The sequence below is a fragment of the Rahnella sp. AA genome (assembly GCF_002834385.1).
Lineage (GTDB): Bacteria > Pseudomonadota > Gammaproteobacteria > Enterobacterales > Enterobacteriaceae > Rahnella.
In genome coordinates this window covers 136268-152866 of record NZ_PITQ01000008.1, presented here as the reverse complement: position 1 = coordinate 152866, position 16599 = coordinate 136268, and the positions used below count along the sequence as shown (strand labels likewise).

Below are 16599 nucleotides of genomic sequence, written 5' to 3'. Positions count from 1 at the left end.
TACACAGAACAAACGCAAACCACAAAGCAGGAGTGCATGAGCGTAATGTGCAGCCGTTAGAGTCCGTGACAGATGTCAATTGAGGTTTCCCAAATGACGAGTGACAAGGAGTCATATGTGAAAGAACAGCCATTAATATCATTCATCATCCACTACATTGTAGGCCGTCTTCAGCCGAAGCTTGAAGCCTTCGATAAAGAGGCCGAAAAGCGCCTTTCAGCAGCGGGTGCAGAAGATAAATCCGCTATTGCGCAGCAGTTAGCCGGAGAACGGCGTGAGCTGGAAAAAAAGTATGAGATCCGCACCTGGCTGACAGATGCCGCCGCGCGGGCGGGTCAGATAAGCCTGGTTACTCATGCAGTAAAATATTTCCACGGTGACGCCAAAGGCAGCAGTGTCTACAGCACGGTAAAAACGCCGGAGTGCGCTTATCTTTCTACCGCGACGTTGCATTCACCGGTGCTGGACGCAGTCGGCAACTCCGCCGCGCTGGATGTCGCGAAACTGTTGCAAACCGAACACGAAGGCGATTCTTTACTGGCGAGCCTCCGGCGTGGCGATGGCTCGGCATTGGCAGCGCTGGCAGAAAATGATGCGCAGTTTGAGCAGTGGGTGAGTGGCTTTATGCTGGCGCTATCGGATAAAAGCCTTTCGACTCATCAGCTTGCTAAACAACTCTTTTTCCCAGTCTCCGGGATGGGAAATTATCACCTTATCAGCCCGTTATATTCTTCCTCACTGGCGCATGCCCTCCATCTGCGGATTAATGATTCACGCTACAGCGAAGAATCGGTTGCTGCGCGCAAGGCCCGGCGTGAAAAAGTGTGGTCTCCGGACGAGGTGACGATTTTTCCGGATATTGCCGTGCAGAATGTGGGCGGCACCAAACCGCAGAATATCTCTTATCTGAACAGCGTGCGCGGGGGCAAAAGTTATCTTTTACGCTGTGCGCCGCCGCAATGGCAGCAATCTCTTAAACCCCCCGCCGGTCAAAAAACGTTTTTCTCGTCATTTTCGCCGGAGACGGGGCGCGTTGTCGCCGACCTCCGTCGCTACCTGTACAGCGTCAGTGAGCGGGAAAGTACGATGGAAATCCGCCAGAAGCGCGCTGAATATGTTGATGATCTGATTGGCCTCGTTTTCAACCACGCAGCAGAAATTCAGGGCCTGACCGAGCTTCGGGGCTGGAGTCAGAAGCCGGAGTGCATTCTTAAAACCGCACATCAGCTGTGGCTTGACCCGATGCGTCAGGATACAGATCCGGATTTCAAACGCCTTCGTGAAGGCGGCGACTGGATTATTGAGGTCGCAGAGGATTTCTCTCACTGGCTGAATACTCACCTGAATAAAAACGGGAAAATCACGCTGGGGGCCGTGGAGTTTCGTGAGTGGTCGGTGCTGATGCGCAGACGTTTACGCGAGTTTGATGCGGTTCAGCAGGAGACATGGCAATGAGCTATTTGATCGTTTTGTCCCATCTCCGCGTCGAAAACGCTAACGCGATTTCAGGCCTGACGTATGGTTTCCCGGCTATCACCCATTTTCTGGGATACACCCATGCGCTCTCGCGAAAAGTTCAACAAAGTCACGGCCTGAGGTTTACGGGGTGTGGCGTGGTGTGCCATCAGCATCAGATTCAGGCACATCAGGCCACGGAATATAGCGACAGTTACTTTGCGCTGACCCGCAACCCTCTGACCCGTGAAGCTAAAACGGCGCCGTTTAATGAAGAAGGGCGGATGCACATGACGGTCACGCTGTTTATCGAATGTGAGGGCAGTATTGCGCACGGTGATTCCGGTGCCAGCGAGCTGGCGCAGCATCTGCAATCGCTGTGCGTTATGCAGCGGCTGGCCGGTGGAACCGTACTTTCACTGAAAACTGTGCGGGTCATGGCTATGCCGGTGAACGCGGGGGAGCTGGAAACCTTTACCCGTCGTGAGATGTATCGTGCGTTGCCCGGTTTTGCGCTGGTTGACCGTTCTGAGCTGCTGGCACAACGCTTTGCAAAGCGGCGTGAACAGGATCCACAGGCTGAAATGATCGACGCCTGGCTGGATTTTGCCAGCATCACTTACCGGGCTGAACCGCCGGAAGATAACCTGTCTGAGTGGCGATACCAGCCGAAACCGGCAAAAGGTTATCTCGTGCCGCTGATGGTGGGATATAGCGCTATTTCGCCTTTGTATTCGCCCGGTGAAGTGGCAAAAGCGCGCGACATGGGGTTGCCGTTCCGTTTTGCGGAGGCGGCGTATGGCGTGGGTGAATGGCGCAGCCCGCACCGCGTCATGAATATTCATCACTTGCTGTGGCGCTACCCAAACAGCGAAGAAAATTATATCTGCAGCCATGCCCGGCCTCTTCAGGAAGCTGATTTAACTCAGCAAGATCACGAAGACTTTTAATCATTGAAACAAGGAACAGACAGTGACTAAACCAACCGTAACGACCGCCACCGTTTTGGCTTTTGAACGTAAGCTGGCAAATTCTGATGCGCTGATGTTTGCCGGCAACTGGCATGACCGCGAAACCGGGCATTTCCAGGCGATCGCCATTGACGAAAAAGCGGTGCGGGGCACCATCTCCAACCGCATGAAAAATGCCATTGCTTCTGACCCGGCAAAACTGGACGCCGAGATCCAAAAACCCAACCTTCAGCGCGTAGATGTCGCTGCGTTACCTTTTGGCTCTGACACGCTGAAGTTACAATTTACCCTGCGCGTGCTGGGCAATCTCGCTTCGCCTTCGGTATGCAACAATCAGGATTATCAGGCGGCTCTGGCTGCGGTGATTGACGGTTATCAGCGTGAACATGGTTTCAGTATTTTAGCCGCGCGCTATGCTGAGAACCTCGCCAACGGGCGCTTTTTGTGGCGCAACCGCGTCGGCGCGGAAAACATCAGTGTGAAAGTCACACACGAAAAAACCTGCTGGGTTTTTGATTCTGCGGATTTTAGTCTGCGCAGTTTTGGCGGTGTGACAGGGGACATCACTAAATTGGCTGCCGCGATTGAGCAGGGGCTGGCGGGTCACGGCTCTGCATTGTTCACCGTTGAGGCTTTCGCTCAATTGGGGGCCGGTCAGGAAGTCTTCCCTTCGCAGGAGCTGGTGCTCGATTCCAGCCGGGATGCAAAGAAAAGCAAGATCCTCTATCAGACCGGGGGCGTTGCCGCGCTGCACTCACAAAAAATCGGCAATGCGCTGCGCACGATCGATGACTGGTATCCGGACGCGCTGACAGAAGAGCTTGGCCCTATTGCCGTTGAACCTTACGGCTCAGTGACCAGCAAAGGGAAAGCCTACCGCCAGCCAAAACAGAAAATGGATTTTTATAGCCTGCTGGATAACTGGGTAACAAAAGACAAACAGCCCGACGCTGAGCAGCAACATTATGTGATGGCAGTGCTGATCCGCGGCGGCGTATTCGGCGAGAAAGGTGAATAAGGAGGAGGATATGGATTGTTATCAGGATATCCGCGTGTTGCCTGATCCGGAATTTAGCACAGAGATGCTGATGGCGGCATTGTTTGCGAAATTGCATCGGGCTTTGGGGCAATATTCCTCAGGAAATATCGGCGTCAGTTTTCCGCGTGCGGCAAAAACACCCGGTGATTTGTTGCGGTTGCACGGTACGGCGCAGGTTTTGGAAATCTTCAGCCAGGCGGCATGGCTGAAAGGGATGAATGACTGCGTGCAAAGCGGCCCCATTCAGGCCGTTCCGCTCAATACTCCCTTTCGCTGTGTCAGCCGCGTTCAGGTAAAAAGCAGCGCGGAAAGATTGCGCCGCCGGTCGGTTAAAAAAGGCTGGTTGAGTGAAGAAGAGGCGCTGGCACGTATCCCGGATAATAAATCGCAACACACCGATCTGCCGTTCATCCCGATGAAAAGTTTGTCTACCGGCGAGCATTTTCGTCTGTTTATCCGGCAGGGTGAACTGCGGCCACAGCCTGCCCCCGGTGAATTCAGCACTTACGGGCTGAGCGCCGTCGCCACCATCCCCTGGTTTTGACGCCCTGTTCCCCTTTCTTTCCGCTGGCAGGAGGGGGAACACAGCCTGCCATCCTGCCTTCAGAAACACCGATATGCACAGAGGTTAGCCTGTTCTGACCCGTGTAGCGACCCCGGTTTCACCTTTACACTTCGCAAAAAATTATTTGATCTCCCTCACATAAAGTTCCGCCATTTTCTGCCGATAACTGTTCCAGATAATTCTCATTTGAAAAGGAACAACATGTTTAACCGTATGAAAGTGGTCACGGGAATCGTGATCTTACTGGTGGTCTTCGGTGCTTTACAGTTGGTATCCGGTGGCCTGTTCTTTAAATCATTAAAAACAGATAAAGACAATTTCACCACCTCACAACAGATTCGTTTACAGCAGGCGGAATTCAATGCCAGCTGGATTTACTTACTGCAAACCCGTAACACGCTCAACCGCGCAGGTATCCGTTTCATGCTTGACGCTAACCAGATGGGGAGCGGTGCAACGGTAAAAGAGCTGATTGATACGGCAACTAAAGATCTGCAAATCGCCGATCAGCATTTCGCCAACTATCAAAAAATCCCCGTCGATGCCAGCCAGAACCCGCAATATGCGGAAGATGCTAAAAAACAATATCAGGTTCTGCATGACGCGCTTTCTGAGCTGATTGATCTGATCGGCCTGGGTCGTATCAACGACTTCTTTGAGCAACCGACGCAGCAGTATCAGGATAACTTCGAAAAAGCCTTCGTTACGTATATCGATCAAAACGACCGTCTGTATAACGACGCGGTGAATGTGAGCGAGAATTCCTTCACACACGCGATGTGGATGTTGGGTACCACACTGATTGTGCTGCTGATTTTCATCATTCTGGCCTGGGTTGGCGTGCAGCGCATCCTGATCCATCCACTGAAAAATATCGTCGATACCATCCGCAAAATTGCAACCGGTGACCTGACGCACGAAATAGTCGTGAAAAGCCGTAATGAAATCGGCCAGCTTGCCGATAGTCTCAAGTACATGCAGGACGAACTGATCCGAACCGTTTCCGGCGTGCGTCATGGCGCGGATGCGATTTACAGCGGTGCCAGCGAAATCTCTGCCGGTAACAGTGATTTGTCTTCCCGTACGGAACAGCAGGCCTCAGCGCTGGAAGAAACTGCCGCCAGCATGGAACAGCTGACCGCAACGGTGAAACAAAACGCCGAAAACGCCCGTCAGGCCAGCCAGCTGGCACTGAGCGCGTCCGAAACGGCACAGAAAGGCGGCAAAGTGGTGGCAAACGTGGTTGATACCATGAATGACATCGCCAGCAGCTCGAAGAAAATCACGGATATCACCGGTGTTATCGACGGGATTGCGTTCCAGACCAACATTCTGGCGCTGAACGCAGCAGTAGAAGCCGCCCGTGCGGGCGAGCAGGGCCGCGGGTTTGCGGTCGTCGCGGGTGAAGTTCGTACACTGGCGCAGCGTAGCGCGCAGGCAGCAAAAGAAATTAAAGGGCTGATTGATGATTCTGTCAGCCGCATTAATACCGGTTCAGTGCTGGCAGAAAGCGCCGGTGAAACCATGCATGACATGGTGAACGCCGTAACGCGTGTGACTGACATTATGGGCGAGATCACCTCGGCGTCCGATGAGCAAAGCCGTGGGATTGAGCAGGTTGCACAAGCCATCACTGAAATGGATCGGGTGACGCAGCAGAACGCCTCACTGGTTGAAGAATCTGCCTCCGCTTCGGCGGCGCTGGAAGAGCAGGCGAGCCTGCTGACGCAATCAGTCGCGGTGTTTACGCTGAGTCAGACCGCAAATTACAACGTGCGCCAGAACCCGGCCACTTCGGCAAAATTGCCTCTGTTGACTCCGAACCTTTCAGGTTCTAAAGCCGGTTCAGGTGGAGCGCAAAGTAACGATTTAGCGGAAAACTGGGAAACCTTCTGAGTCACGTACATCGCATAATTATATAAGAAAGAGGGTGCCGGTCAGGGCTGGCACCCAATGAGGTTACCCATGTTCAAGCACATCCGTGTGTCCACCTGCATGTTTTTGTTATTGATAGTGTTTTTCGTTATGCAACTGGTCAGCAGCGGTTTATCGCTGTTTGCTGCTCACACGGATAAAACGAATTTTGAGCAGATATCCAATACCGCCGAGCAACGCGATGCGCTCAGCCAGACCTGGTCATATCTGCTACAGACCCGAAATACCCTGAACCGCGCGGCAACGCGTCTGGCGCTTAAACAGCCTCAGGACAACATTACTCAGCTGATGTCTGATGCGAAAGCCAGCCTGAAAAATGCCGAAGATTCTTATGCTGCGTTTCTGGCACTGCCCCGCAGAACAGAAAAAGCCGTCACGCTGACGGCGGTGAACAAAGCCAGCTACCAGCAGTTGCACGATATGTTACAGACATTGACCGATCTGCTGTCCAGCGGTGACATGAATGGTTTCCTGAACGGCCCTGCGCAAAAGTATCAGGATCAGTTCCAGAAAGATGTCTCGGACTACGTCGCTTACGTGGGTGGCCGCTTCCAGCAGGCGCAAACGCAAACGGCGGATTCTTATCAGAGCGTGATGATCAATACCGCTATCGTCACGGTGCTGCTGTTGGTTCTGACCGCGCTGGCACTGGTGGTGACCCGTCGCATTCTGTTCACGCCGCTGACCGTGATGCGCGGCCATTTTGACCGGATCGGTGCCGGTGATATCTCCGCACCCATTACGGTAGAAGGGCGTTACGAAATTAAAGTGATGCTGGAAAGCTTACAGCAGATGCAGAAATCGCTGGCGGAAACGGTACGTACCGTGCGCCACGGTGCAGACACCATGTTCTCCGGCCTGAAAGGCATTGCGGCCGGTAACACCGATTTGTCTTCCCGCACCGAGCAGCAGGCTTCGGCGCTGGAGGAAACCGCCGCCAGCATGGAAGAGCTGACCGCGACTGTGAAACAGAACGCAGAAAATGCCCGTCAGGCGACGCAGCTGGCGCGTGATGCGTCAAATACCGCAGAGAAAGGCGGTGAACTGACCGGCAACGTGGTGAAAACCATGAATGATATCGCCGGCAGCTCGAAGAAAATCAGTGCAATCACCAGCGTGATTGACGGCATTGCCTTCCAGACCAACATTCTGGCACTCAACGCCGCAGTAGAAGCAGCGCGTGCCGGTGAGCAGGGGCGCGGATTTGCGGTCGTAGCCGGTGAAGTTCGCAGCCTGGCGCAGCGCAGTGCGCAGGCAGCCAAAGAGATTAAGGCGCTGATTGATGAATCTGTCAGCCGCGTCAGCCAGGGGTCGTTGCTGGTGGAATCCGCCGGCAACACGATGGATGACATTGTGCGCGCAGTAACCCGTGTAACCGACATCATGGGCGAAATTGCCTCTGCGTCAGACGAACAAAGTCGGGGTATCGAACAGGTGTCGATTGCCGTGACCCAAATGGATCAGGTTACTCAGCAAAACGCCACGCTGGTTCAGCAGGCCGCGTCTTCCACGCATGCGCTGGAAATCGAGTCTGAAAATCTGACCCGCGCGGTATCGGTGTTCCGCCTTGCGTCCACGGGGGGCGTGTCGCCACGCCGCAGTGGCCAGACGCAGGCCTTTACACCACGCCAGGTGGCCCAACCCGCGTTACTTCCGGCAACCGCGCAGGCGGGGTCGGCGGATAACTGGGAAACCTTCTGACAGGTCAATCTGCATGAAGCGTCAATTGGGTACCCGTATTACCACCTGTCCATTAATGGAGCTGCACCATGAATCAACCAGGCTCGCCAATGAGTGCTGATAACACTTCGATCATGGCACAGATGATCCAGCGTTTACCGCTGTCAGATACCCATTTCCGCAGGATCAGTGAGCTTATCTATCAGCGCGCGGGGATTGTGCTGGCGGATCACAAACGCGAGATGGTCTACAACCGCCTGGTCCGGCGGTTGCGGATCCTCGGGCTGAATGACTTCGGCAGTTATATGGCGTTGCTGGAAAATGACAGCAACAGCCCGGAATGGCAGGCGTTTATTAATGCGCTGACCACCAACCTGACGGCGTTTTTCCGCGAGGCGCACCACTTCCCGATTCTGGCGGAACATGCACGCTCGCGCCCGAATAATTACAGCGTGTGGAGCACGGCGGCGTCTACCGGCGAGGAGCCTTATTCCATCGCCATGACGCTCAGTGAAGCGCTGGGGCCACGCATGGCCAGCTGCCGGATCCAGGCCAGCGATATCGATACCCAGGTACTCGAGAAAGCGACGGCGGGCGTTTACCGGCTGGAAGAGCTGCGCACGCTGAGCCCGCAGCAGTTGCAGAAATTTTTCCTCAAAGGCACCGGCCCGCACAGTGGTCTGGTGCGGGTGCGTCCCGAGCTGGCGCAGATGGTGGCTTTCCAGCAACTGAATCTGCTGGCAAACCAATGGCAGCTGAACGGTCCGTTTGATGCAATTTTCTGCCGTAATGTGATGATTTATTTCGATAAAGAAACACAGGAGAAAATTTTACGCCGATTTGTTCCGTTACTTAAACCGGGTGGCCTGATGTTCGCCGGACACTCAGAAAACTTCAGCCAGATCAGCCGGGAATTTTATTTGCGCGGTCAGACTGTCTACGGCCTCGCCAAGGAGAGGTAATGAATAAAATCAGAGTGTTGAGCGTCGATGACTCGGCGTTAATGCGTCAGCTGATGACGGAGATCATCAACAGCCATGCGGATATGGAAATGGTGGCGACAGCGCCGGATCCTCTGGTCGCGCGCGATCTCATTAAGAAATTTAATCCGGATGTGCTGACGCTGGATGTCGAAATGCCGCGCATGGACGGGCTGGATTTTCTGGAAAAGCTGATGCGCCTGCGCCCGATGCCGGTCGTGATGGTGTCATCGCTGACCGGGAAAGGCTCGGAAATTACCCTGCGTGCGCTGGAGCTGGGCGCGATTGATTTTGTGACCAAGCCGCAGCTGGGTATCCGTGAAGGCATGCTGGCCTACAGCGAAATGATTGCAGATAAGATCCGTACTGCGTCTAAAGCACGTCTGAACAAAAACGTGAATCTGGAGCAGCCGCGCATTCTCAGCCATACGCCGCTTCTGAGCAGCGAAAAGCTGATTGCGATTGGTTCATCAACCGGGGGCACCGAGGCGATCCGCCATGTGTTGCAACCGTTGCCGCCGACCTGTCCGGCGTTGATGATTACGCAGCATATGCCACCGGGTTTCACCCGTTCTTTTGCCGACCGCCTGAACAAGTTATGTCAGATCACGGTAAAAGAAGCGGAAGATGGCGAACGTGTCCTGCCGGGCCATGCGTATATCGCCCCGGGCGACAGACATATGGAACTGGCGCGCAGTGGCGCCAACTACCAGGTTAAGTTGAACGACGGCCCGGCGGTGAACCGCCATCGTCCGTCGGTCGACGTGTTATTTCGTTCGGTGGCGCAGTTCGCCGGACGCAATGCCGTTGGGGTGATCCTGACGGGAATGGGCAATGACGGAGCCGCCGGCATGCTTGAGATGCACCGGGCAGGGGCTTACACCCTTGCACAAAATGAAGCCAGCTGTGTGGTTTTCGGTATGCCTCGTGAGGCTATCGCTACCGGTGGTGTAAACGAAGTGGTGGATCTTAGCCAAATCAGCCAGCGAATGCTGGCACAAATATCAGCCGGTCAGGCATTACGTATTTAATTTTTCAGCCTTGCGCTGGGTAGCAAACCTTAGGAGTAGATAAAACATGGCCGATCCAAATCTGAGATTTCTGGTAGTAGACGATTTCTCTACCATGCGTCGTATTGTACGCAACCTGCTGAAAGAGCTGGGCTTCAACAACGTTGAAGAAGCGGAAGACGGTGTCGATGCGCTGAATAAACTGCGCGCCGGTGGTTTTGACTTCGTGGTCTCCGACTGGAACATGCCAAACATGGACGGTCTGGATCTGCTGAAAACCATTCGTGCTGATGGCGCGCTGTCGAAATTACCTGTGCTGATGGTGACTGCGGAAGCGAAGAAAGAAAACATCGTCGCCGCCGCGCAAGCTGGCGCGAGTGGTTATGTTGTGAAACCTTTTACCGCGGCCACGCTGGAAGAAAAGCTGGGCAAAATCTTCGAAAAACTGGGCATGTAGGAGTACATATATGGCAGAGATACCAATGCCTGCAAATGATGCAGCAACCGCGGGCGAGATAATCGCCCGCATTGGGCAACTGACCCGTATGTTGCGTGACAGTATGCGTGAGCTTGGCCTGGATCAGGCCATTGCTCAGGCAGCAGAAGCCATTCCGGACGCGCGTGATCGTCTGGATTACGTTGTGACCATGACCGCTCAGGCTGCTGAGCGCGCCCTGAACAGCGTTGAGGCAGCGCAACCGCGTCAGAACAAACTTGAGTCTGACGCGAAAAAGCTGGATAAGCGCTGGGATGAATGGTTTGAGAATCCGATTGAATTATCGGATGCGCGCGAACTGGTGACGGATACCCGCAGCTACCTGAAAGAAGTCCCTGAGCACACCAGCTTTACCAATGCTCAGCTGATGGAAATCATGATGGCGCAGGATTTCCAGGATCTGACCGGTCAGGTCATTAAACGCATGATGATCGTGGTTCAGGAAATTGAAAATCAGCTGCTGATGGTGCTGATGGAAAACATTCCTGAACAGCAGATTAAAGCCAAACGTGAAAACGACAGCCTGCTTAACGGCCCGCAACTCGACGCCAACGGCGTCGGTGTTGTTGCTTCGCAAGAACAGGTCGATGACCTGCTGGATTCATTAGGCTTCTGATGTGCTGGTTTGTCCACCCTGAACACCTCTCCGTATCCTGCTGAGAGGTGTTTTTCTTATGCTAAATTTATTCATCTGCTGAATAGCCCCCTCTTTATATCGTTTTTCCATCCATAAGACTTAGCCGCTTTTGTCATGCTATGCATGAAATTGTGCCCGCTGCTTTTTTGCGCCGGGTAAATGCTGACAGGAACCGCCGGTGGCTGAAGACAGCGATCTCGAAAAAACAGAAGCCCCCACATCCCACAGGCTTGAAAAGGCCCGTGAAGAAGGGCAAATCCCGCGTTCACGCGAACTGACCTCGATACTGATGCTCGGGGGCGGCTTTACGCTGCTATGGGTATCGGGTGAGTCGATGGCGCGTCAGCTGGCTGTGATGATTTCACAAGGGCTGAATTTCGATCACAACATGGTCAGCAATGACCGGCAGATGCTGCAACAAATGGCCTCACTGCTGGGGCGCGCGGTCTGGGCATTACTGCCGGTGATTGGCGGGCTGATTTTAATCGCGCTGACCGCACCGCTGTTGCTCGGCGGGCTGATGTTCAGCGGTAAATCTTTTGCACCGAAATTCAGCCGGATGGATCCGATCGCCGGTCTGAAACGTCTGTTTTCGGCTCAGGTGCTGGCGGAATTACTCAAAGCCGTGCTGAAAGCGATTCTGGTCGGCACCGTGACCGGCCTGTACTTGTGGCACAAATGGCCGGATATGATGCGGCTGATGGCGCAACCCACCATCCCGGCGCTGGGTGAAGCGCTGAATATGGTGGCGTTCTGCGCGCTGATGGTGGTGCTCGGGCTCACGCCGATGGTCGGTTTCGATGTGTTCTGGCAAATCTGGAGCAACCTTAAAAAGCTGCGCATGAGTAAGCAGGATATTCGTGACGAGCATAAAAGCCAGGAAGGTGACCCGCACGTTAAAGGACGTATCCGCCAGCAGCAACGTGCGATGGCCAAGCGCCGTATGATGGCTGATGTGCCGAAGGCTGACGTTATCGTCACCAACCCGACACACTACGCCGTGGCATTGCAATACAGCGAGAATAAAATGAGTGCGCCGAAAGTTCTGGCGAAAGGTGCGGGAGAAGTCGCGCTGCGCATTAAAGAACTTGGTGCGGAACACAAAATTCCGATGCTGGAAGCGCCGCCTCTGGCGCGTGCGTTATACCGGCACAGCGAAATTGGTCAGCAAATCCCGACCACGCTTTATGCGGCGGTAGCCGAAGTGCTGGCCTGGGTCTATCAGCTGAAACGCTGGAAGCGCGAAGGCGGACTGATCCCGAAAAAACCTCAACATTTACCAGTGCCTGAAGGTCTGGATTTTGCAGCAGGAGAGAGTGATAACCATGGCTAATCTGGCCGAGATACTGCGTTTACCCGCCAACTTTAAGTCCGGACAATGGCAGGTGCTGGCAGGCCCAATCCTGATCCTGATCATCTTGTCGATGATGGTGCTGCCGTTGCCGCCGTTCCTCCTCGACCTGCTGTTCACCTTTAATATTGCACTTTCTATCATGGTGCTGCTGGTGGCGATGTTTACCCAGCGCACACTGGATTTCGCCGCATTCCCGACTATTCTGCTGTTCTCGACGTTGCTGCGCCTGTCGCTGAACGTTGCCTCTACCCGTGTCATTTTAATGGAAGGTCACACGGGTGGTGCGGCAGCAGGGCGGGTGATTGAAGCCTTCGGCCACTTCCTGGTGGGGGGCAACTTCGCCATCGGTATCGTGGTGTTTATCATCCTGGTGCTGATTAACTTTATGGTTATCACCAAAGGTGCCGGGCGTATCGCCGAAGTTGGTGCGCGTTTCGTCCTCGACGGGATGCCGGGCAAACAGATGGCGATCGACGCCGACCTTAACGCCGGCCTGATTGGCGAAGACGAAGCGAAAAAACGCCGCAGTGAAGTGACACAGGAAGCCGACTTCTACGGGTCGATGGACGGTGCGAGTAAATTCGTGCGCGGTGATGCCGTTGCCGGCCTGATGATTATGATCATCAACGTGGTCGGCGGCTTACTGGTGGGCGTACTGCAACATGGTATGGATCTCGGCCACGCCGCTGAAAGTTATACCTTGCTGACCATCGGTGACGGCCTGGTCGCGCAGATCCCGGCTCTGGTTATCTCGACCGCAGCCGGTGTTATCGTGACCCGCGTCGGCACTAACGAAGACGTCGGCGAGCAGATGGTGACCCAGCTGTTCCGCAACCCGCGCGTTATGATGCTCAGCGCCGGCGTTCTGGGCTTGCTCGGCATGGTGCCGGGAATGCCGAATCTGGTCTTCCTGCTGTTCACCGCCGCACTGCTGGCTCTGGCCTGGTGGACCCGCGGGCAGGAGCAGAAAAAACCTGCCACACAGGAAGTCGCTCCTGCAGCAACCGATGCCAATGCACAGCTGGTCGAAGCCAGCTGGCAGGATGTGCAGCTGGAAGATCCGCTGGGTATGGAGGTTGGCTACCGGCTGATCCCGATGGTGGATTTTTCGCAAAATGGCGAGCTGCTCGGGCGTATCCGCAGTATCCGTAAGAAATTTGCGCAGGAAATGGGGTACTTACCCCCGGTTGTCCATATTCGCGATAATCTCGAATTAGCCCCTGCCGGTTACCGTATCCTGATGAAAGGGGTCGAAATTGGCACCGGCACCGCGCATCCGGGGCGGTGGATGGCGATAAACCCAGGCAGCGCTATCGGTGAGTTGCCGGGCGAGCCGACGGTCGATCCGGCATTTGGCCTGGCGGCTGTCTGGATTGAACCGGCGATGCGTGAACAGGCACAAATTCAGGGCTTCACCGTGGTCGAAGCCAGTACCGTCGTGGCAACCCATCTTAATCATCTGATAAGCCTGCATGCCAAAGAGCTGTTTGGCCGCCAGGAAACGCAGGAACTGATGGAACGCGTCACCAAAGAAATGCCGAAGCTGACGGATGATTTTATCCCTGGCGTCATTTCGCTGACCAATATGCACAAGGTGCTGCAAAATCTGTTAGCGGAACGTGTTTCCATCCGCGATATGCGCACCATTATTGAAGCACTGGCGGAACATGCGCCAAATCAACCAGACCCGAATGAACTGACGTCGGTCGTTCGCGTGGCGCTGGGCAGGGCGATTACCCAGCAGTGGTTCCCGGGCAACGGGGAAGTGCAGGTCATCGGGCTGGATACGGCGCTGGAACGTCTTTTATTACAGGCATTACAAAGCGGCGGGGGTCTGGAACCCGGCCTGGCCGAGCGGCTTCTGACGCAGTCCGAAGCCGCGTTGCAGCGCCAGGATATGCTCAACGCGCCACCGGTTCTGCTGGTGAATCACGCGCTGCGTCCGCTGTTATCACGCTTCCTGCGTCGCTCGTTGCCGCAGATCGTCGTGATGTCCAACCTCGAAATGACCGACAGCCGCCAGATCCGCATGACCGCAACGATTGGTGGTGAATAATATGCACCGCCCGCTGGTGTTGATGATGCTGACAATACTGAGCCTGCCTGCGGTTGCCGCAACGGGCTCATGGTCAGATACCCAGAGGGGGGTGGTATTGCAAAACCGTGGCGTGATGATGTCATCCGGTGTCCTGGCGGCGGCGAACTCTTCCCCGGTCAGGAAACGGCCAGATGCCACGATCACCACGGTGAGCTGGAAATATGAACTGCTGGGCGCAATGCCGGCCGGGATGCAGGTGAAGCTGTGTAATTCGGTTAACCACTGCGTCGGGCTTGATGCCGGCGGCGGTGTGACAAAATCCTTTTACGGCCAGCCCGCGATATCACCTTTGCGATTTATCTATTTCGTGGCTGGTGCCGGCGCAATGAATACGCCGTTGCGGGTGATCAGCAATCAGGTGATTGTGAATTACCGGTGAGTCAGTCACTCAGTACGGTGAAAATTTCGGATTCTCAATGGCCGTGATCGCTCAGCGTCTGGCGCCAAAACTGACCAAATCTCGCAGTAGAAAAGACGCAGAAATTCAAAAGAGGCCCCATCCGGGGCCTCTTTTGTCGGTTTCGATGCGGGAGGTCATGCGATCACTGCCATTGATAAACCGAAACCTTCTCGGTCCGCCGTTAAATACAGGCTCGTAGTGCAGCGGCATTCGGCAAATCAGAAACCGTTGTCCGTTTCGGTTTAAACGGAGATCTTGCGTACGGTTTGCCCCGAAACGGTTTCCTGCCCGTTCGGCCCGTAGAATTTCTGCGTCTGACTGGCGTTGAGAATAGCCAGTGCTTCAGTGTTGTACGCGAGCTGCTTACCGAGCAACATCCCGTTGTGACGGTTAATCTGACTCAGCTTGGTGGTCAGTTGCACCACATTTTTCCACATCGCGGCAATTTCCGGCTGACGGGAATAAGGGGCAGTTTGCTTCAGGCGTTCGTCATGTTGACGACGCTGTTTATCAAGATAGTCTACCGTAGCTAACAGTGAGCTTTTCTGCTCGGTGATATGTTGCAAGGCAGCGCCATTAACGCGGCCAGAGCACAGTATCGTTTGTTCGTGATTAATCACTTGATCCAGAGCTTGCAACGTTTCAACCAAGGTAGTCATGGTCTTGATAAAGTTCTTCATCGGGCCGTATTACCTTTCAACTTTTCGCCTTTAAACTGAGGGCTTCAGCTTAAAGACCTTTGAGATAATCTTGCGTGTTCTGCAACAGAGCATCAGCAATTTTGCCGGTATCCATGGTCAGTTTACCGTCACGGATAGCCTGTTTCAGTTGGTCAACACGCGCCGTGTTGATATCTTGCGCACTTGACTGAGTCAGAGAGGTCTGTGCTGAGCTCAGTGTCACCGCGGTTGCGCTGCTGGTGGTGGTGCCAGAAACAGTGCCTTCTTTACGCGCGTTCTGTACTGAAGCTTCAGAAGGGTCGCGCTGCTGGATCGAAGTTAAAGGTGAGACACCTTGTGTGCGATCGATAGCCATAATTTTCTTCTCCGGTAAGGGGATTCAGGGTTGTTAATTAAGACTAAAACCCTAAAAATGCCGTCCTGGGACGACTCTGATACGTTTGTTATCGACATGTGGCGAAATAACTTTAGCCTTTATTGCAATTTTTTGTATGAAAGCGGTTGCAATACAGTATTAAATTTCCACAGTCACAGACCCATCTGAGCCCACAGTTCCATTCACAATTGCGCCTGACGGCATTCTGATTCGTACTGATTCATTCGCTGCTGCATTATTCATCGCCTTACCGGCGCTTGATACATTAAAACCACTGCCTGTTGCCTGTACCTGCACTTCTTGTCCTGCATGAACCATCCACGGCCTGCGTAACATGGAAAGCGTTATGGGCTGACCAATGTTGATGTTGCGCAGCGTAATCCCGTTAATAGCCTGCTTGCTGTCCAGAACGGCCTTAGGTGGCAGCAAATCTAAACGTCCCTTTTTTTGTTGCAAATCCGTTGCTGCCAGATGTGCCCCCGCAGAGACATTTTTTGCCGCTACCCAGTATGTCCCGCTGACCTGAACTTTGGTCTGTATATAACTTTTCTGCCCGTTACAGTTCACCGCGACTGAGACATTGCCCCAGGTCCGGCTGTTGGGTGAAAGCATAAATTGTGGTGATAAACACTGTGGCTGGCGAGCCGGGGGAGTATTCACCACGACGGATACCTCCATTCCGCTGTCGGCATATTGCTGACGGAAGAACTGCTGGATTTGCGCGGACAGTATTGTATCGCTATTGGCGGAGGCAGGCACGCTTTTGACCTGCGTATTCTGCGCATAGCTCATAGCACCGGATGTCGCACCTAAAAAGATGCAGCCCAGCGTGATGCCTAAACGACGGAGTTTCAGCCTGTTCATAAGCAATTTACCTTTGTGCCAACCTACTACTGGCGACAAGTCTACGCTCACTTTGCAAT

At 54.2% G+C, this 16599-nt stretch carries 16 protein-coding genes; 13 read left to right on the top strand and 3 right to left on the bottom strand.

Annotated elements, in window-relative coordinates:
- Positions 1 to 117: 117 nt before the first annotated feature.
- From csy1 to CWS43_RS19020, 13 genes are all read left to right on the top strand, one after another.
- Positions 118 to 1455, top strand: coding sequence for a type I-F CRISPR-associated protein Csy1 (csy1, locus tag CWS43_RS19080; protein WP_232777076.1), 1338 nt, complete (start codon positions 118 to 120; stop codon positions 1453 to 1455).
- Positions 1452 to 2405, top strand: coding sequence for a type I-F CRISPR-associated protein Csy2 (gene csy2, locus CWS43_RS19075; protein WP_101078658.1), 954 nt, complete (start codon positions 1452 to 1454; stop codon positions 2403 to 2405). Before csy1 ends, csy2 begins: the two co-directional genes overlap by 4 nt.
- Before the next feature lie 22 nt (positions 2406 to 2427).
- Positions 2428 to 3444, top strand: a complete 1017-nt coding sequence (gene csy3 / locus CWS43_RS19070) for a type I-F CRISPR-associated protein Csy3 (protein ID WP_101078657.1) — start codon at positions 2428 to 2430, stop codon at positions 3442 to 3444.
- 10 nt (positions 3445 to 3454) lie between these two features.
- On the top strand, positions 3455 to 4009 hold the full coding sequence (gene cas6f, locus CWS43_RS19065) for a type I-F CRISPR-associated endoribonuclease Cas6/Csy4 (RefSeq protein WP_101078656.1): 555 nt from the start codon (positions 3455 to 3457) through the stop codon (positions 4007 to 4009).
- A gap of 222 nt (positions 4010 to 4231) precedes the next feature.
- Entirely contained in the window at positions 4232 to 5926 is a 1695-nt protein-coding gene (locus CWS43_RS19060; RefSeq protein ID WP_101078655.1) for a methyl-accepting chemotaxis protein, read from the top strand.
- Between the two features lie 69 nt (positions 5927 to 5995).
- On the top strand, positions 5996 to 7666 hold the full coding sequence (locus CWS43_RS19055) for a methyl-accepting chemotaxis protein (protein WP_101078654.1): 1671 nt from the start codon (positions 5996 to 5998) through the stop codon (positions 7664 to 7666).
- A gap of 68 nt (positions 7667 to 7734) precedes the next feature.
- A complete protein-coding gene (cheR, locus tag CWS43_RS19050; protein ID WP_101078653.1) occupies positions 7735 to 8607 on the top strand; it encodes a protein-glutamate O-methyltransferase CheR in 873 nt (290 codons plus the stop codon).
- Complete coding sequence (locus CWS43_RS19045) at positions 8607 to 9656, top strand: chemotaxis response regulator protein-glutamate methylesterase (protein WP_101078652.1); 1050 nt, start codon at positions 8607 to 8609, stop codon at positions 9654 to 9656. The genes cheR and CWS43_RS19045 overlap by 1 nt, the downstream gene beginning before the upstream one ends.
- Before the next feature lie 46 nt (positions 9657 to 9702).
- Positions 9703 to 10092, top strand: coding sequence for a chemotaxis response regulator CheY (gene cheY / locus CWS43_RS19040; RefSeq protein ID WP_095922326.1), 390 nt, complete (start codon positions 9703 to 9705; stop codon positions 10090 to 10092).
- 10 nt (positions 10093 to 10102) lie between these two features.
- The gene (gene cheZ / locus CWS43_RS19035) at positions 10103 to 10747 is read left to right on the top strand and encodes a protein phosphatase CheZ (RefSeq protein ID WP_101078651.1); all 645 of its coding nucleotides are present in this window, start codon (positions 10103 to 10105) and stop codon (positions 10745 to 10747) included.
- Positions 10748 to 10946: 199 nt separating this feature from the next.
- A complete protein-coding gene (gene flhB / locus CWS43_RS19030) occupies positions 10947 to 12101 on the top strand; it encodes a flagellar biosynthesis protein FlhB (RefSeq protein WP_101078650.1) in 1155 nt (384 codons plus the stop codon).
- A complete protein-coding gene (gene flhA, locus CWS43_RS19025; protein ID WP_101078649.1) occupies positions 12094 to 14178 on the top strand; it encodes a flagellar biosynthesis protein FlhA in 2085 nt (694 codons plus the stop codon). Before flhB ends, flhA begins: the two co-directional genes overlap by 8 nt.
- A 1-nt stretch (position 14179) precedes the next feature.
- Positions 14180 to 14599: a flagellar protein FlhE gene (locus CWS43_RS19020; RefSeq protein ID WP_101078648.1), complete on the top strand. Its 420-nt coding sequence runs from the start codon at positions 14180 to 14182 to the stop codon at positions 14597 to 14599.
- Positions 14600 to 14862: 263 nt separating this feature from the next.
- Here the strand turns inward: CWS43_RS19020 and CWS43_RS19015 are convergent, their stop codons facing one another.
- From CWS43_RS19015 to flgA, 3 genes are all read right to left on the bottom strand, one after another.
- Positions 14863 to 15300, bottom strand: a complete 438-nt coding sequence (locus CWS43_RS19015) for a flagella synthesis protein FlgN (protein WP_101078647.1) — start codon at positions 15298 to 15300, stop codon at positions 14863 to 14865.
- Positions 15301 to 15349: 49 nt separating this feature from the next.
- Complete coding sequence (flgM, locus tag CWS43_RS19010; protein ID WP_101078646.1) at positions 15350 to 15655, bottom strand: flagellar biosynthesis anti-sigma factor FlgM; 306 nt, start codon at positions 15653 to 15655, stop codon at positions 15350 to 15352.
- A 159-nt stretch (positions 15656 to 15814) separates the two neighbouring features.
- Positions 15815 to 16540: a flagellar basal body P-ring formation chaperone FlgA gene (gene flgA, locus CWS43_RS19005; RefSeq protein ID WP_232777074.1), complete on the bottom strand. Its 726-nt coding sequence runs from the start codon at positions 16538 to 16540 to the stop codon at positions 15815 to 15817.
- Between the last annotated feature and the right edge of the window lie 59 nt (positions 16541 to 16599).